17 protein-coding genes are annotated in these 17,210 nt (G+C 60.2%); 9 read left to right on the forward strand and 8 right to left on the reverse strand.

Annotated features, from left to right (window positions below; translation table 11 throughout):
* Positions 1 to 20 precede the first annotated feature (20 nt).
* Positions 21 to 740, reverse strand: coding sequence for a hypothetical protein (locus tag VFO93_RS14635; protein WP_325135136.1), 720 nt, complete (start codon positions 738 to 740; stop codon positions 21 to 23).
* A gap of 22 nt (positions 741 to 762) precedes the next feature.
* Positions 763 to 4,206 (reverse strand): pyruvate carboxylase, encoded by a 3,444-nt coding sequence (locus VFO93_RS14640; protein WP_325135137.1) that lies wholly within the window; start codon positions 4,204 to 4,206, stop codon positions 763 to 765.
* A 150-nt stretch (positions 4,207 to 4,356) separates the two neighbouring features.
* On the opposite strand from VFO93_RS14640, the gene panD reads away from it, so the two are divergent.
* From panD to VFO93_RS14670, 6 genes are all read left to right on the forward strand, one after another.
* Positions 4,357 to 4,707, forward strand: a complete 351-nt coding sequence (gene panD / locus VFO93_RS14645; protein ID WP_325135138.1) for an aspartate 1-decarboxylase — start codon at positions 4,357 to 4,359, stop codon at positions 4,705 to 4,707.
* A gap of 94 nt (positions 4,708 to 4,801) precedes the next feature.
* A complete protein-coding gene (locus VFO93_RS14650; protein ID WP_325135139.1) occupies positions 4,802 to 5,848 on the forward strand; it encodes a lysylphosphatidylglycerol synthase transmembrane domain-containing protein in 1,047 nt (348 codons plus the stop codon).
* Positions 5,849 to 5,958: 110 nt separating this feature from the next.
* Positions 5,959 to 6,429 (forward strand): D-glycero-beta-D-manno-heptose 1-phosphate adenylyltransferase, encoded by a 471-nt coding sequence (gene rfaE2, locus VFO93_RS14655; protein WP_325135140.1) that lies wholly within the window; start codon positions 5,959 to 5,961, stop codon positions 6,427 to 6,429.
* A gap of 72 nt (positions 6,430 to 6,501) precedes the next feature.
* Positions 6,502 to 7,179, forward strand: a complete 678-nt coding sequence (locus VFO93_RS14660; RefSeq protein WP_325135141.1) for a zinc metallopeptidase — start codon at positions 6,502 to 6,504, stop codon at positions 7,177 to 7,179.
* A gap of 179 nt (positions 7,180 to 7,358) precedes the next feature.
* The gene (locus VFO93_RS14665) at positions 7,359 to 8,510 is read left to right on the forward strand and encodes an acyl-CoA dehydrogenase (protein ID WP_325135142.1); all 1,152 of its coding nucleotides are present in this window, start codon (positions 7,359 to 7,361) and stop codon (positions 8,508 to 8,510) included.
* Positions 8,511 to 8,670: 160 nt separating this feature from the next.
* Complete coding sequence (locus VFO93_RS14670; RefSeq protein ID WP_325135143.1) at positions 8,671 to 9,597, forward strand: AraC family transcriptional regulator; 927 nt, start codon at positions 8,671 to 8,673, stop codon at positions 9,595 to 9,597.
* Between the two features lie 168 nt (positions 9,598 to 9,765).
* On the opposite strand, the gene VFO93_RS14675 is transcribed toward VFO93_RS14670, so the two are convergent.
* The 3 genes from VFO93_RS14675 to VFO93_RS14685 are packed head-to-tail and all read right to left on the reverse strand — an operon-like array spanning position 9,766 to position 11,997.
* Positions 9,766 to 10,503, reverse strand: coding sequence for a geranylgeranylglyceryl/heptaprenylglyceryl phosphate synthase (locus VFO93_RS14675; protein ID WP_325135144.1), 738 nt, complete (start codon positions 10,501 to 10,503; stop codon positions 9,766 to 9,768).
* Entirely contained in the window at positions 10,496 to 11,560 is a 1,065-nt protein-coding gene (locus tag VFO93_RS14680) for a hypothetical protein (protein ID WP_325135145.1), read from the reverse strand. Before VFO93_RS14680 ends, VFO93_RS14675 begins: the two co-directional genes overlap by 8 nt.
* A 50-nt stretch (positions 11,561 to 11,610) precedes the next feature.
* Complete coding sequence (locus VFO93_RS14685; RefSeq protein ID WP_325135146.1) at positions 11,611 to 11,997, reverse strand: phage holin family protein; 387 nt, start codon at positions 11,995 to 11,997, stop codon at positions 11,611 to 11,613.
* A gap of 140 nt (positions 11,998 to 12,137) precedes the next feature.
* Here VFO93_RS14685 and VFO93_RS14690 point away from each other — a divergent pair, with 140 nt between their 5' ends.
* Positions 12,138 to 13,304, forward strand: a complete 1,167-nt coding sequence (locus VFO93_RS14690) for a J domain-containing protein (RefSeq protein ID WP_325135147.1) — start codon at positions 12,138 to 12,140, stop codon at positions 13,302 to 13,304.
* Between the two features lie 182 nt (positions 13,305 to 13,486).
* Positions 13,487 to 13,972 (forward strand): hypothetical protein, encoded by a 486-nt coding sequence (locus tag VFO93_RS14695; protein ID WP_325135148.1) that lies wholly within the window; start codon positions 13,487 to 13,489, stop codon positions 13,970 to 13,972.
* A 67-nt stretch (positions 13,973 to 14,039) separates the two neighbouring features.
* On the opposite strand, the gene VFO93_RS14700 is transcribed toward VFO93_RS14695, so the two are convergent.
* Positions 14,040 to 15,026 (reverse strand): YpdA family putative bacillithiol disulfide reductase, encoded by a 987-nt coding sequence (locus tag VFO93_RS14700; RefSeq protein WP_325135149.1) that lies wholly within the window; start codon positions 15,024 to 15,026, stop codon positions 14,040 to 14,042.
* Positions 15,027 to 15,160: 134 nt separating this feature from the next.
* On the opposite strand from VFO93_RS14700, the gene VFO93_RS14705 reads away from it, so the two are divergent.
* Entirely contained in the window at positions 15,161 to 16,087 is a 927-nt protein-coding gene (locus VFO93_RS14705; RefSeq protein WP_325135150.1) for a class I SAM-dependent methyltransferase, read from the forward strand.
* A 3-nt stretch (positions 16,088 to 16,090) separates the two neighbouring features.
* On the opposite strand, the gene VFO93_RS14710 is transcribed toward VFO93_RS14705, so the two are convergent.
* Positions 16,091 to 16,501, reverse strand: a complete 411-nt coding sequence (locus VFO93_RS14710) for a hypothetical protein (protein WP_325135151.1) — start codon at positions 16,499 to 16,501, stop codon at positions 16,091 to 16,093.
* A gap of 68 nt (positions 16,502 to 16,569) precedes the next feature.
* Positions 16,570 to 17,210, reverse strand: a 641-nt coding sequence (locus tag VFO93_RS14715; protein WP_325135152.1) for a hypothetical protein, incomplete at its 5' end; no start/stop codon positions are given.

A 17,210-nucleotide genomic window follows, 5' to 3' on the forward strand; every position in this document is an offset into this window, starting at 1 on the left:
AGGAAGAGGAATTGGTAAAGCTAGCGCGGCGGCGCGGTGAGCAGCGTGTCGATGGCGGCCACCGCGGCGGCCATGTCGGCTTCGGAGTTCAAACTGCCCTTGCGGGCTTTGAGAGCGGCCAGGGCGGCGGGCTGCCCGGCGAGTACCTGCTCCAGGCTGGCGCGCTTGAGGCGCATGGGCGTGAAGTGACCATCGGCGGGCCAGCGCAGGTAGTAGAACTTCTGCTCTTCCAGTACGCTGATGGTCGAGCTGGAAGCGTAAGAGCCGGCTTGGCTGGACTGCTTCACCAGCACCTTCCGGGCAAACTTGAGTAGCTGGGCATGGCTGCCATCGGCCAGCACTTCGGCGCAGCCGCCCCCTACCTCGGTGGGAAGGGTAGCGGCCGGGTAGCACACAAAGTGCCGGTTGGCCAGGGCGAATTCTTTGACCTTAGCCACGGCCACGGCCACCGAGTCGCCGTTGGGGCGGCGGGCGCGCACTTCCTGGCTGTAGATGTCGTACTTGAGCGGCGCGGCAATCGGCTTGGTGTTGCCGGCCAGGTAGAGCTGCCCAGGCGTCCAGCCGGGCACCAAAAACACGCTACCCTGCGCCGCCACTTCGCCGCGCGGCGTCATAAAATACCCCAGCGCGTAGCGGTCGTTCAGCGTGCCCTCGCGGGAATCGATTTGTAAATCGGATGTCTGCGCCGCACAAAGCAGCGGCAACGTGAGGCAGGCGAGCGTGAAAATCAGAATACGCATGAGGAAAACACCGCTATAGGTTTTACGCCACCGTCAGCACCAAGTCGTCGGCCAGCACGCGGGTGCCCTCGCCGAGCGCGAGGCTGCCCACCGTCAGGTCTTCGGGGGCCGTGATGGTGGTTTCCATTTTCATGGCTTCGATTACGAAAAGCGGCATGTTTTTCGCGACTTGCTGGCCGGCTTGCACCAGCACTTTGCTCAGCAGGCCTTGCAGCGGGGCGGCGACGTGCTTGGGGTTGGCGCGGTCGGCTTTCTGGTTGTGCACGGTCTTGACTTCCACGCTCTGGTCGCGCACTTCGAGGTTGCGCGTTTGGCCGTTGAGGGTGAAGAACATGGTCCGCATCCCCTCCGCATTTACCGGGCCGATGCTTTGCAGGCGAATGATAATCGACTTGCCCTTGGCGATTTCGATGATGGTTTCCTCGCCTTCCTTCAGGCCGAAGAAAAACACCGGCGTCGGGATGCGGCTCGCGTCGCCGTAGCTCTTGCGGAATTCCCAGTAGTCGGCAAACACCTTGGGGTAGAGCAGGCTGGACAGCAGGTCGGTGAACTGCGCATAAGGATGTGCTTTCTCAAACGCGGCCCATTCCTTGTCAAAATTAATGGGAGCCAAATGCTCGCCGGGTCGCTCGGTGAAGGGCTGCTCGTCGCGTAGCACGGCGCGCTGCATGTCCTCGGGCCAGCCGCCCTCCGGCTGCCCGATGTCGCCGCGCAGCAGTTCGCGCACTGACTCGGGGAAGTTGAGCGTGGGGCCTTTTTCGAGCACGTCCTGCGGCGTCAGGTTGTTCGACACCATGAACAGCGACAAATCGCCGACTACCTTCGACGAAGGCGTCACCTTGGGAATGTCGCCCAGCAGCTCGTTGGCGTCGTGGAAGCGCTGCTTCACCTCCCCAAACTTGTCAAGTAGGCCCAGCGCCGCCGCCTGCGGCCGCAGGTTGGAGTACTGGCCGCCGGGAATTTCGTGCTCGTACACCTCAGCCGTGCCGGCCAGCAGGCCACTCTCGAAGGGGTAGTACTGCTCGCGCAGCGCCTCGAAGTAGTCGCTGAACTGGTTGAGGCTCTGCTGGTCGAACTCGCGGTGGCGCGGCGAGTGGCGCAGCATCTCGACCACCGAGTTGAAGTTGGGCTGCGAGGTGAGGCCCGAGAGGCCGCCCAGCGCTACGTCAATCACGTTCACGCCCGCCTCCACGGCTTTGAGGTAGGTGGCGGCTTGCAGGCTGCTCGTGTCGTGGGTGTGCAGGTGAATCGGAATTTTCACCGTTTCGCGCAGCGCGGGTATCAGCTCGGCGGCGGCGTAGGGCTTGAGCAAACCCGCCATGTCCTTGATGCAGAGGACGTGCGCGCCAGCCTCTTCGAGCTGCCGGGCCAGTGTGAGGTAGTAATCGAGGTTATACTTGGGCCGGCTGAGGTCGAGGATGTCGCCGGTGTAGCAGATGCTGCCTTCGGCGAGGCCGGGCGTTTGGCGGCGCACGTAGTTGATGCAGCCTTCCATGCCCTTCATCCAGTTCAAGGAGTCAAAAATGCGGAACAAGTCCACGCCTTTTTCGCTGGCCGTGGCCACGAATTTCTCGGTCAGGTTGTCCGGGTACGCCTTGTAGCCCACGCCGTTGGCCCCGCGTATCAGCATTTGCAGCAGGATATTGGGCACCGCCTCGCGCAGCTGCACCAGCCGCGCCCAGGGGTCTTCGTGCAAAAAGCGCAGCGCCACGTCGAAGGTCGCGCCGCCCCATACTTCCATCGAAAACGTCTGCGGGTGCTGGCGGGCGTAGCGGCCGGCCACTTTCAGCATGTCGATGGTCCGCATCCGCGTGGCCAGCAGGCTTTGGTGGGCGTCGCGCAGCGTGGTATCGGTGTAATGGATAAGCGGCTCGGCGCGCAGCCACTTGGCAAAGCCCTCGGGGCCAAGCTCTAATAATTTCTGTCGAGTGCCGGCGGCGGGCGGGGCAATAAGGTCGGCGGCGGGCAGCGGGGGCTTGCGAATCTGGCGGCGCTCGTCCACGCGGCCGGCCACGTCGGGGTTGCCGTTCACCGTCACCTCGCCGAGGTAGTGCAGCGCCCGCGTGGCGCGGTCGAGCCGCGTTTTAAAGGTCAGCAGTTCGGGGTGGTCCTTGATGAAATCAACGGTCGCGTGGCCGGCCTGGAAGTCAGCATTACGCACGATGTTTTGCAGAAACTGCATATTGGTTTTCACCCCGCGCACCCGAAACTCATCCAGCGTGCGCAGCATTTTCTGGGCGGCACTGGCCAGCGTGGGCGCCTGGGTCGAAACCTTCACCAGCAGCGAATCGAAAAAAGGCGAAATCACCGCGCCCTGGTACACCGAGCCTTGGTCGAGGCGGATGCCGAAGCCGCCCGCCGAGCGGTAGGCCACCACCGTGCCGTAGTCGGGCTTGAAGTCGTTGGTAGCGTCTTCGGTCGTGATGCGGCACTGCACAGCCACGCCCATGCGCGGCACCACCACGTCGGGGCCCAGCCCGATTTCGGGCGACTCCAGCGGCAAGCCTGAGGCGATAAACAGCTGCGTCTTAATCAAGTCCACACCCGTTATCATCTCGGTCACGGTATGCTCGACCTGGATGCGGGGGTTGACTTCGATAAAGTAAATGCGGTCCAATTCGGGATTGACCAGAAACTCGACCGTGCCCACGTTGTCGTAGCCCACGGCCTTGCCGATTTGCAGGGCGTAGCCATACAGCCGCTGCCGTAGCGACTCGGTGAGGTCGACGGCGGGCGCGATTTCAACCACCTTTTGGAAGCGGCGCTGCACCGAGCAGTCGCGCTCGTAGAGGTGCGTGAGGTGGCCGTGCTGGTCGCCCACCAGCTGCACCTCGATGTGCTTGGGCCGCTCCACAAATTTTTCCAGGAATACCGTATCGTCGCCAAAGGCATTCTGGGCCTCATTCCGAGCTTCAAAAAAGCCCTTGCGCAACTGCTCGTCGTCGCGAATGACGCGCATGCCACGGCCACCGCCGCCGCTAGCGGCTTTCAGCATCACGGGATAGCCGATGCGGTGGGCCTCGGTGAGGGCCACGTCGATGTCGGTGAGGTCGGCTTCGCTGCTTTCGATGAGGGGCACACCGCAGCGCTGGGCCACTTCTTTGGCGGCTACTTTGTCGCCGAGGGCCTCCATCACCTCGGGGCGCGGGCCTACGAAAATGATGTTTTCCTCGCGGCAGCGACGGGCCAGGGTGGCGTTTTCGCTGAGGAAGCCATAGCCGGGGTGAATGGCATCAACGCCGTTTTCCTGGGCCACTTTGATGATGCTCTCAATGTCGAGGTAGGGCCGCAGCGGCTCGTCGTCGCGCCCGATTTGGTAGGCCTCGTCGGCCTTGTAGCGGTGCAGCGAATAGCGGTCCTCGAAGGTGTAGAGGGCCACCGTGGGGATGCCCAGCTCGGAGGCGGCGCGGAACACGCGAATGGCGATTTCGCCCCGGTTGGCGACGAGCAGCTTGGTGATTTTCATGCGAAAAGGGGAAAACGAAGCGGCAGTTTGGCGGCTAAGCTACGCCGCGCTCCTTACCTATCCTAAAGCCTACCGCAAGGCGCGGCGCGGCCCATGCCCGGCGCCCGGCCCGCGCCTCGGTATCTTTACGCGCTATTTTATCTCGCTTTTATGCACATCGAAGTTCTCAAGTCTAAGATTCACCGCGTTAAGGTTACCCAGGCCGAGCTGCACTACGTGGGCAGCATCACCATCGACGAAGACCTGCTCGACGCGGCCAACATGGTTGAAAACGAGAAGGTAACGGTCGTGAACGTCAACAACGGCGAGCGCCTCGAGACCTACACCATCCGGGGCGAGCGCGGCACGGGCACCATCTGCCTCAATGGCCCCGCCGCCCGCCGCGTGGCCGTGGGCGACGTGGTTATCGTGTTTTCCTACGCGCTCATCGACTTTGCCGAGGCCCGCGCGCACCAGCCCACCGTCATTTTCCCCGACCAGCACAATCGGATAGCTGGGTGAGTGGATGAGTGGATGAGTGGTTAGGCCGGTTGCTAGCGCCTAAGCCACGCTCATCCACTCATCCTAGCATCCACTCACCCACTCATCCCAGACTATGAAGCACCTGCTTACCGTTCTCAAGTACGCGCTGCTGCTCAGCATTTCGGGCGCGCTGATGTGGTATGCCGTGCGCGGGCAGGATTTGTCGCGCATCGGGCACTACATCCGCACGGCCAATTACTTCTGGCTGAGCCTCACGCTGTTGATTTCAGCGCTGGGCTACTTCAGCCGCGCCTACCGCTGGCAGATGCAGCTCGACGCCTCCCAGCACCCCGCCCCCTACTGGCAGGTGTATCACGCCATGATGGTGGGCTACCTCGCCAACCTGGTGCTGCCGCGCGCGGGCGAGGTTATCCGTTGCTCGGTGTTGCGGCGCACCAGCGGCGTGCCGGTGCAGGTGGCGCTGGGCACCGTGGTCACCGAGCGCGTGATTGACGTGGTGATACTACTGCTATTGCTTGGTAGTACTCTGCTGCTCGATTTCAAGACCTTTTGGGGATTCTTTAATAACGAGCTGCTAGGCGGCAAGGCCGATACCATCGCCCGCAATCCTACCCCGTTGATTATTGCGGCGGTTATTGGGCTGGTACTGCTGGCCAGCACGGGCTACGTGCTGTTTCGCAACCTCGAAAAGCTGCGGCAGAACAAGCTGTTTAACAAAGGGGTCGTATTCGTAAAAGGCTTGCTGGCCGGTGTATTCAGCATTCTCAAGCTGAAGAACAAAGGCGCTTTCTTGCTGCACTCGCTGTTTACCTGGCTGGTGTATTTCCTGCTCGACTACCTGGCCTTTTTCTGCTTTCCCGAAACCTATGGTCTAGATATGAAGGCCGGATTAGCAGTGCTCACCTTCGGGGCGTTTGGCATGGCCGCGCCGGTAGCGGGCGGCATCGGGCCGTTTCACGTGCTGGTGCAGGGTATTTTGCTGGTGTATGGCATCAGTAAGGAAGCTGGCATCGCCTACGCGCTGGTAGTCCACGGCGCCCAAACGCTGCTGGTAGTACTCATGGGCGGCATCAGCTTCGTGGCCGTGGCAGCGGCCGACAAGCGCGGCATTGTGGAGGAGGCCGAGGCGCTGGCCCACGAGCCGCTGACGACGGAATAGGTTGTCATTTAACAGTTATCAATTAACAGTTAACAGCTGTCGAAAGACGAGCTGGTAAGCCGTTGATTGATGAGCCGTTAAATGTTAATTGATAACTGTTAAATGAAATTATGACCGCCGACAAAATCCTTACCGAAGCCCAACTGACCGCCACGCTCGCCGCCTGGCGCGCCGCCGGCGAGCGCATCGTGTTCACCAACGGCTGCTTCGATTTGCTGCACCTGGGCCACGTCGACTACCTCGAAAAGGCCCGCGCCCTCGGCGACCGCCTCGTGGTGGGCCTCAATACCGACGCCTCAGTGAGCGCCATTAAGCCCGGCCGGCCCATTCAGGATGAGACGTCGCGGGCGCGCATTATGGCCGCGCTGGCCTTTGTGGATGCGGTGGTTTTCTTCGGCGAAGACACGCCACTGCACCTCATTGAGCTGGTGCAGCCCGATATTCTGGTGAAGGGCGACGACTACGCGATAAGCGGAATTGTGGGGCACGAGCTGGTGTTGAACAGAGGCGGGCAGGTTTTGACCGTGCCGCTGGTAACGGGCTACAGCACGTCGCGTATTGTGGCCAAAGTACGCGGCTAGGTAGTGCGCCTGCTTGTCGGAAACCTCCGCTGGACGCTCAGCGTTTAGTAGTCACTTCACCTTTTCTTCATCATGTATCTCCTCCTCATCGTCATAATGATTGCCAGCGCGGCCGTGCAGTGGCGCTTGCGCAGCAAGTTCAAGCAGTACGGCCAGGAAGGCCTGCGCTCCAACCTCACGGGCCGCGAAGTGGCCGCCAAGATGCTGCGCGACAACGGCATCTACGACGTGCAGATTATCAGCACCGACGGCAGCCTCACCGACCACTATGACCCGACCAACAAAACCGTGAACCTGAGCGCCGACGTGTACAACGAGCGCTCGGTGGCCGCCGCCGCCGTAGCCGCCCACGAGTGCGGCCACGCCGTGCAGCACGCCCAGGCTTATAGCTTCCTCAAATTCCGCTCGGCAATGGTGCCGGCACTGTCGGCCGTGTCGAAGTTCATGCCCTTCATTTTGCTGGCGGGCGTGCTCATGATTCGCACCAGCCTCATTCCGCTGGGCGTGGGCATTGCGCTGTTTGCGCTTACCACGCTGTTTTCCTTCATCACGCTGCCCGTCGAGTTCGACGCCTCGCGCCGCGCCCTGGCCTGGATGGACAGCAATGGCGTAGTGACCGCGCAGGAGCACGAAGGAGCCAAAGACGCCCTCTGGTGGGCCGCCATGACCTACGTGGTAGCCGCGCTCAGCTCGCTGGCTACGCTGCTCTACTACGTCAGCATCTTTATGAGTGGCAGCCGCCGCAACTAGCTGCCGCGTGGCTGGTGCTACCTAGTTATTAGCAAGTCGCCGGGCCGAAATCATTCGGCTCGGCGGCTTTGTTGTTTCAGATGAATTCCATCCGTCGCCCGTAATTTTACGGCTACTAAGTTCTTCTCTCCCACCCCTCGGCTTCGGCCACGATTCCACCCCATTTTATGTTTGATACGATGGCGCCTGCCTCCCCTTTTCAGCTGACTGAAGAGCAGCTGGCCGTCCGCGATGCCGCCCGCGACTTTGCCCAAAGCGAGCTGTGGGCCGGCGTAATTGAGCGCGACGAGCACCAGAAATTTCCCGCCGAGCAAATCAAGAAAATGGGCGAGCTCGGCTTTATGGGCATGATGGTGAGCCCCGAATACGGCGGCTCGGGCCTCGACACCATCAGCTACGTGCTGGCGATGGAGGAAATCTCCAAGGTCGATGCCTCGTGCTCGGTTATCATGTCGGTGAATAACTCACTGGTTTGCTGGGGCCTGGAGAAATACGGCACCGAAGAGCAGAAGCGCAAGTACCTGCCCCGCCTATGCTCGGGCGAGATTATCGGCGCGTTTGCCCTCTCCGAGCCCGAAGCCGGCTCCGACGCCACCAGCCAGAAAACCACCGCCGAAGACAAGGGCGACCATTACCTGCTGAACGGCACCAAGAACTGGATTACCAACGGCACCACCGCCTCGGTGTACCTGGTTATTGCCCAAACCAACCCCGAGCTCAAGCACCGCGGCATCAACGTGCTCATCGTGGAAAAGGGTATGGAAGGCTTCCAGCAGGGCCCGAAAGAAAACAAGCTCGGCATTCGCGGCTCCGACACCTGCTCACTCATGTTCAATGACGTGAAGGTGCCCAAGGAAAACCGCGTCGGCGAAGACGGCTTCGGCTTCAAGTTCGCCATGCAGGTGCTGGCGGGCGGCCGCATTGGCATCGCTTCGCAGGCGCTGGGCATCGCCTCGGGCTCGCTCGAGCTCAGCATCAAGTACGCCAAGGAGCGCAAGGCCTTTGGCGTTGAAATCGCCAAGCACCAGGCCATTCAGTTCAAGCTTGCCGACATGGCCACCAACGTAGACGCCGCCCGCCTGCTGTGCCTGCAAGCCGCCGCCGACAAAGACAACCACGCCGACTACGCCAAGAGCGGCGCCATGGCCAAGCTCTTCGCCTCCAAGGTGGCGATGGACTCGGCAGTAGAGGCCGTGCAGATTCACGGCGGTTATGGATTTGTCAAAGAATACCACGTTGAGCGCTTTATGCGCGACGCTAAAATCACGCAGATTTACGAAGGCACCTCGGAAATTCAGAAAATTGTGATTTCGCGGGAAATACTGAAATAGACGTTTTTGACCGCATTCTGAAGCGTTGTTTTGCACAAAACCCAGGCTTTCGGGCCTGGGTTTTTCTTTTTACTGAATTTTTCCATGGTGAATTGCATTCTTTAGTCGTAACTTTCGGGAGTTTTAAGCCCTTTATACTCTAGTTACGACCCATTAACTTATGGAAGATTACAATAAAGTCATCGAATCGCTAGGTGTCCGCTACATCAAAGCCAAGAACCTGGTACTTCGCCAAGCCTTCACGGCACGCAATACCTATGACGTTGGCAACAACCTTATTCTATTGCACAAAGGGCAGATTCGCTTCGGCGAAGACGAGCAGGTAGTCGAAGAAAGCGAGCTGCTGTTTGTGCCCGGCGGCCGGGCCACGCGCGTGGGCTACGGGGCTGGCGCGGGCGCGCGGGTTATCTCCAACGACGACCTGATTACCAACAAAGACCGTTTTTTCTCTTCCAACGATAACCTCGACCTTATCGGCGACGCCGAGGAAAGCCACAGCTTTGTGTCGTTCGAGGCCAAGGTATTTGACTCGGTCAACTTCTTCGCGTCGCTCGATGTACCGGCGTTCGTTATTAAAGGCAATTCGAAGCTATCCAATCTCATTATTAAGGTTATTGAAGAAACGCTACAAGACTTGCCGGGTCGCGAGCGTCTCATCACCATCTACACCGAAAATATCGTGGTAGAAGTGGTGCGCTACATCCTGCGTAATAACCTGTTTGTGGAGCAGCTCGCCACCAACAGCACGTACTTCAAGGACCCGCGCCTCATCGACCTGTTCAACTTCATTAAGGAGAACCTCAGCGGCGACCTCTCGAACAAGGTACTGGCGGGCGTGGCCGGCGTGAGCGAAGACTATGTGGGCCAGTATTTCAAGATGCTGACCAACATCAACCCGCAGGACTACATCGAGTACCAGCGCATGGAGCGCGCCGTGTCGCTGCTGCGCACCACCAAAAAGAGCATCCGCGACATCGGCCGCGAGGTGGGCTACAAGGACACCGCTTACTTCTGCCGCCGCTTCAAGATGATGTTCGGCATTCCGGCTGGTAAGATGCGCCGCCGCGAGTCGGCCATGAACATCTAAGACCGCAGATTCAAACGGATTTTTAAGATTTAACGGATACGCCCGCTGCGCGGGCTGACTATCTGGACGCAAGGTAGCCTTCGGCTGGCCTCTGCATTTGCTAAGAGTTGGCGAAGCCACTCCTGCGTCCAGATAGTCAGCCCGCGCAGCGGGCGTATCCGTTAAATCTTAAAAATCCGTTTGAATCTGCGATACGGCGTCGGCTAAGAAGCTGGGGTCACGCTCGATGTGATTGCCTACCACGACAAGGTCGGCCCCGGCGGCTAGGGCAGTTTTAATTTTCTCGCTTGTATTCAAGCCGCCGCCCACAATGAGCGGTACCTCTACGGCCGCGCGCACTGCCTTTATCATGGCTGCCGATACGGGGTGCTGCGCCCCGCTGCCACCGTCGAGGTACATCAGGCGCAGGCCTAGTTGCTCGCCAGCCATAGCGGTAGCCGCCGCGATGCTGGGCTTGTCGTGCGGTAGCGGCGTGGTGCCGCTGATGTACGACGCGGTAGTAGGCCGGCCGCTCTCAACCAGCATGTAGCCAGTGGGCAATAACTGCAAGCCGCTCTGACGCAGGCGCGGCGCGGCTATCACGTGCTGGCCAATGAGAAAATCAGGATTGCGCCCCGATATCAGCGAGAGCAGTAAGATACCGTCGGCGGCCGAGTCTACGTGCAGCGCATGGCTCGGAAAGAGCAGCACCGGCACCTGCGGGGCCTCGGCCTTGAGCAACGCGATGAGGGCAGCCTGATGCTCGGTAAGCACCAAACTGCCCCCCACAAAAAAGTAATCGACGGGATGCTGCCGCATCAGGCGCAGCAACTCGCGCACGCGGGCGGCGTCAAAGTCGTCGGGGTCGAGCAGCACGGCCAATGCCTTGCGCCCACTAGCCCGCAACTGGGCCAGCTCCTCAAGCAAGCGGTTCGCGGTAGGTAAGGTCGTCGTGTTTGGCGGCGGCAGCAACATCCTGAGCGGCGGTAGTAGCCGGCCACACCTCGGGCGATGCGCCCACGGGGGCCGATGAAGCTGCAAGGTCGGCATTTTTATCGGCATCGGCCGCATGGTCTTGCACCACGCCCTTTACCTTGCCGCTGATAAAGGCCATCGCTACGGCCGCTACCTGGGCCAGCACCACCTTGCCGGTTTCGCTTTTGGCGAAGGCTAGCACGGCGGGCACCAGCCACGATTTTTTGGGCTCGGCCGGCTGCTGAGTGCCGGATTCGTTTTTGTCGTCTTCATCGAAGCTATTCGACTCGGGCAAGCGGCGGCTGTCGTCGTAGGGGCGGGCCTGGTACGAGTTGGGCGAGGCGTAGGAATGAGCCGGTTCCTGCTCATCCGTTTCCTTTCCGTCGGTAGCACCTGCGTAGCCAGTTTCTTGCTCGTAGCCGTGGGCTTCGTCGGTGTGATACACGTCGAGGTGCTCGGGCGCGGCGGCGTGGCTGCCGTAGGTGGTATCTGTGTCGGCCTCTCCATAACCGTGCTGCGCACTGGAATGCGCCGGGAAGTCCGGGTAGTCATTCAGGCCATTGTCATCGTCATCGCGGTCGTCACCACCAAAATAGATAGTATCATCGTCCTGGTTACCGCTCTGGTAAAAGCCATCGCTTTCGGCCGCATAGCGGTCGGCGTGGTCGTAGGCGTACTCGGGCGAGTGGTACGTCGAAGTCAGGTCGTACAACTCCTGGTCGTGGTTGTCGTCTTCAAAGCCATCGAAGCCGGCATAATCCGCGAAGTAATCTTCGTCGTGGCGCTTGGCTTTTTTGTGCTTTTTCTTGGGTTTGCCGCCGCTGAAAGCTTTAACCAGCAGCCACACGCCGCCTACTACCCCGGCCCCCACCAGCGCCACTTTGCCTACCTGGATGGTCTGCTCCTTTATTTCTTCGACATCACCGCGCAAAGCACGCTCGTACTCAAGCTTTTTGCGCTCCAGAAATTCTTTTTCGTCCTCAAACAGCGGGTTGTTCGGCTCAGTCATATCGCGTGGTTAGTTGCTGCGTATTAAAAAGAATGCATGTGCGGCAAAGCCTAGTGGCCGGCACCCGGCTCGCGCTTGTCCGACTTGTAAATGGTGTTGTTGAGCAGCTTATCAGCCACGCCCTGGAATATCTTTTTATCGACGCCCACAAAGAACAGCACCGCCAGCACCAGATACAGCGCCGCTACCAGGCCAAAGCCCGCCGAAGGGCTGTTGAGCGCCTGGTTGAGCGCCAAACCCAAGTAGATGGAGCCAAAAATGATGAAGAGAAAGCCCAGTAGGCCCAGTGCCACCCCGTGTACGGAGCTCACAAACACGCCTTTTACTTTTTCCTGGGTTTCGAGCTTCACGATGTCGATACGGGTATCGAGGTAGCCGGTCAGATTGCTGATGAGGCTGTCGTTGCGCGGCGTTTTGTCGTCGGTCAGGGTAGCCATGGGGCGGAATTGTTTAGCGGGAAATTGCGGTTTACCAGGCAGCGGGGGCGGCAACAGCCGGGCCGGCCGGGGCGTTCTTTACGCAAAACTTGCGGCGGGGGCTGCCTTTTGCCGAGGGCTTTATTTAATTTTTTCGGGACGTGAGTCAAAATCATTACCAGGTGCTGGGGGTGCCAGCTACTGCCTCGGCCGAGGTTATTAAGCAGGCCTACCGGCGCTTGGCCAACCAGTTGCACCCCGACAAGCACGGCGGCGACCCGCGCCACGAAGAGCAGTTTAAGGCCGTGGCCACGGCCTACCGCGTGCTCGGCGACGCCGGCCGCCGGGCGCAGTACGACTTTCAGCTTCAGCAGCTTGCCCAGCGGGCCGCCGCCCAGCAGCAGGCCACGGCGCAGGCGGCGGGCAGCGGCCCTTCGGTGTATAAGATGCCTACGCCCGCGCCTACCCCACCGCTGCGCACCCGGCCCCCGGCCGGCAGCCGCGAGCGCCACTACCAGCAGCGCACACCGCGCCGCCAGGTGCGCTTCAACCGGCAGGATTTCTGGCTGGTAGCCTTGCTGGCGGCGCTGATTTTACTGTTTGGCGTGTCGGCCAAAATCGTGATGGACCGCGTGGCGGCTGGCACCGCTTACGACGAAGCCCGGCGCGCTTTCGCCCAGGGCCAGTGGAGCGCCGCCTACGACCTACTCGACCAGTCGCTCGGCTACCGCGAAACATACGGCCCCGCCCTACGCCTGCGCGGCCAGTTGGCCCAGGACATCCGCCACGACTACGCCGCTGCCCGCGCCGACTACGAGGCGGCGCTGCTGGCTGCCGCCGATGGCGGCGACCCGCTGCCTACCCCCGACGCCGCACGCCTGCTCTACCGCCTGGGCCGCTGCCAAGCGCAGTTGCACCAGCCGCAGGAGGCCGAAACCAGCTTTTCGCGGGCGCTGGTGCTCGATACTACCCTGGCCGAGGCCCGCCTGGCGCGGGGCGAAAACCGCCTGCTTGACCTGCGCCGCCCCCGCCCCGCCCTGGCCGACCTGCACCGTGGCCACCAGCAGTATGCGCGCCGGGGCCAGGCCGTGCCGCTTGCCTACCTCCAAGCCGAAGGGGCAGCCCTCACCTACCTGGCCCGCTACGATGAGGCGCGGCGCGTGTATTTCCAGGCGCTCGAAAGACAGCCTGAGGATGGCCGCACGCTCTTTTTGCTGGGCCGGCTGGCGCAGCAGATGGGACAGCCGGCTCAGGGCTGCGCGTTTTTTCAGCGCGGTGCCAGGGCAGGCTACTCCTACGCCGTGGTAGCGGCCGAAAAATGCCCGTAGCTAAAAAATATTTTGGCTCACGCGCCAGCTTTATGGGCGGCATTTCTTACTTAATTTATATTTATTCTTACCGACCGCCTACCCCCGCACTATCTTCGATATATTCACTATTTCACAACACCTTAGTATGAAATTTACCCCCTATTTTTGCAGCGAATTTATTTCTATTCCATCTATCAATAATGAGAAAAATATCTTTACTACTAGTACTGGCTGCCGCACTGGGGGCCTGCAAAAAAGACAACGAAACAGCGCCTGGCAAAACCGACCTGCTCGCGGCAAAAAGCTGGCGGATAGTGTCCCAGTCTTCTACCTACAGCAGCTCCAGCATCAACAACGGCACGGCAATCACCAGCAATAAATATGCGGCCAAGTCGACCTGTGAGCGCGATAACTTCTTTAAGTTCAGCTCTACCGGCACGCTGATACTTGATGAAGGCGAAAGCAAATGCGACTCGTCGGACCCGCAAAAGCAACACGGCAGCTGGAGCTTCAACAGCGACCAAACCAAACTGACGCTGAACGACCCTTCGCAAGCCATTCCGATGGGCACGTTCGATGTAGTAAGCTTGTCGGCCACCAAGCTGGAGCTACGGTATAGCTACAGCTACTCGTCGGGCGGCATCTCGGCCACCCAGACAGAAGATATTACGCTGGCAGCTTTCTAAGCCCGCACCAATTAAAAAAGCCGCTTCCCAACAACTGGGAAGCGGCTTTTTTAATTGGTGTCTTTCGTTAGGCTGTCGCCGTTACTGCCGCCAGATGCGCCGCGATAAGCTGCGCGTGGTGCCGCCCATTCTCGATAAACCAGCGGCTGGTGGCCAGCCCGCCGCACACCGTGCCGGCCACATACACGCCGGGCCGGGCCGTTTCGTGGGTGACGGGGTCGAAAATAGGCGGGCGGGCCGCATCGTTCTCATCCAACGGCAAGGCCAGCATATCGACCAGTAGCGAGTAGTCGGGCCGGTAGCCGGTGAGGGCGTACACGTAGTGCGCGGGCAGGCTGCACGGGCCATCGGGCGTGACGACCTCCACCGTGGTCGGCGTAATGGCCGTGATGCTGGTGTTGAAATGCGCCGTGATGCGCCCTTCCTTAATGCGGTTGAGCAGGTCGGGCCGAATCCAGTACTTCACGCTCTCCGACACGTCGCCGCCGCGCACTACCAGCGTCACGCGCGCACCGGCGCGGGCTAGCGCCAGGGCCGCCTTGGCCGACGAGTTTTTGGCCCCTACCACCACCACGTCGCGGCCAGCGTGGGCATAGGGCTCCTTGTAGTAGTGGTTCACGTGCGGCAGGTCTTCGCCGGGCACGCCGAGCGTGTTGGGCACGTCGAAAAAGCCGGTGGCCACTACCACGGCGCGCGTTGCGAGCTCGCCCTTAGTCGTTTCGACCACGTAGTCGCCCGCCTGCCCGCGCAGGCCCGTCACGCGCTCATACAGCCGCAAGTCGAGCTTTTCGGCCGTCGCCACGCGCTGGTAGTAGTCGAGGGCGTCTTCGCGGTGCGGCTTGTAGGAAGCCATCGGGAAAGGATGACCGCCGATTTCGAGCAACTCGGGGGTCGAGAAAAATTCCATCTGCGTGGGGTAGCCCACCAGCGAATTCACCAGCGCGCCCTTGTCCACGGTGGCCACCGCGAGGCCCCGGCGCTGCATTTCGAGGGCGCAGGCCAGGCCCACGGGGCCGGCCCCAATCACTACTACATCTAGTTTTTCAGGTAACATTTCACGGGTATCAGTTGGTAATTGCTTGTTCAACCAACGAAAGCCGCTTGGGTTGAGTTGTTTTCGCTGAACTTTACAAGTAGAATCATTAGCCGCTACCGCCAGCCGCCGGGCTGCTTTCTGGTAGCTGCTAGATGAGAGTTGATACAATGCGCCACTGCGACCTGTGCGGAGCCACCAGCTTCGAGCCTTTGCCCTTCTACTACCTCTTCGACGGCCAGCGCCTGCAAGGCACACGCTGCCGTAATTGCGACTTGGCTTTTCTGGACCCGCAGCCTACGCCCGCGCAGCTCGAAAAGCTGTATGGCAAGGAGTACTTCACGGAGCGCTCCAACTACGACCGTACGGAAAAGGACAAGGCGTTTATTGAGGAAGGCAAGGGCCTGGATTTGACCAAGGTGAAAGATGACAAATTCACCCGCTATATGCAACAGCACTACCCAGGCCGCCGGTTTCGGTACCTGGAGGTGGGCTGCGGCCCCGGCTACACCCTCAAAAGCCTGCAAAGCTTGGGCTGGCAAACCCACGGCCTCGAAATATCGGCCCACGCCGCCGACTACGCCCGCCGCGAGCTGGGCCTGCCCGTCGTCACGGGCAACATCGAAACCACCGAGGACTTCCACGAAAACCAGTTCGACCTAGCCTACCTCGGCGACGTGCTCGAGCATCTGCTGTCGCCGACCGCCGCCATCCGCAAGTTTGGCCGCATCTTGGAGCCCGGCGGGCTGCTGGTGCTGGCGCTACCCAGCGTCACGAACCTGCCGAGCATGCGCCTGGGCTTCGCCGCTTACAAAGCGCTAGGCCGGCAGCGCCGCATGGATATTCCGCCCTACCACCTCTACGAGTTCACGCCGACTACCATTCGCCACATGCTGGCAAAAAACGGCTTTTCGGTAGTCGATTTGCTGAACCCAGTGAAGGCCCCGGCCAATATCCGCTTGGGCGGCAACCTAATCGAGCAAGCTACCAAGCTCGGCACGCAGTACCCTACTTATTGGCTTAATAAGCTGACCGGCCGCTTCGGCGACCGCATGTTTGTAGTAGCCCGCAACGAGAAGTAGCGCCTATTTCTTCTTGTTGAACACACCCGTGCTCCACAGCGCCAGCCCAATCAGCACGGGCTGGAAGAAAAGCCGTGCGTAGCGCTTGCGGTCAGTATCGAGCCCTAATGAAGATAGGCCGCTCAGAAACTGATGAATATTGCCCGGAAAAATAGCCGCGTAAAATGCCGCCAGCCCGATGCCCATCGGCACCTTATAGCGCCGGTTGCACAATAGCAGCAATCCCAAGCCTATCTCGACTACACCCGATTCAAGCACGACCGTGTCTTTATCTTGCGGCACCCAATCGGGCACCTGCGCCTGAAACGGCTGCCGAGCAAATGTGAGGTGGCCCGTGCCGGCCCCAATCATAAACGTACCGAGTACGTAGCGTGCGGCGTCTTGCCAGGGCGTGGTTTTTACGTCTACTGCCATAAGAAAGAAGTCAAAGAAACTACGCCTGCGTACGATACAAGTAGCGGTGAGGGTGCGTGCCCGTTACCTCAGCTTACCGCCAGCACCTGCACTGTCTTTCCGTTGAATACCACTTCTTCACCGGCCCGCCGGCCGCCCAAAGCTGCCACGATAGGCGCTACCGGCGACACCGCCAAGAAAGCCTTTCCATCGGCTGTTTGCAGCTTACCTACCCCAACACTTACGTAAAACAACCCAAGAGTAGTAGCTGCTAATGCCCCTTGCCGCACGGTGTCGCTAGGTCGGTCAGGGTTAATTTTTTGGAGTACGGCAAGCAATTGCTGCGCCTCATGCAGTTGTACAGCGTGGCGGTCGCGCTCCTGCTGTGCCATCGCACGACCAGTCTCATACTTGTCACCAGCGCTACTCTTGGTCTCGGTGTTTGACGACTCCTGAGCGGCCGCCATCCCCATGCGAGACTCCGTAATTCTCCGCTCTACATATGCTAGACATGCTGCGTGGCAATCACATTTAGAAATAAGTTGCATGAGTAAAAGCGCTTGCAATTCGAAAGCGTACTTAAAACTAGCACAAACGCAAAGCTCCCCCTGCTGGTCGCTGGTGAAAGCGAAGCAGGGGGAGCTACGTGTAAAGTTGGCGGCGACCGACTCTCCCACCGGTGAAGGCAGTACCATAGGCGCACCGGGGCTTAACGACTCTGTTCGGAATG

Source organism: Hymenobacter sp. (assembly GCF_035709525.1).
Classification (GTDB): Bacteria; Bacteroidota; Bacteroidia; order Cytophagales; family Hymenobacteraceae; genus Hymenobacter.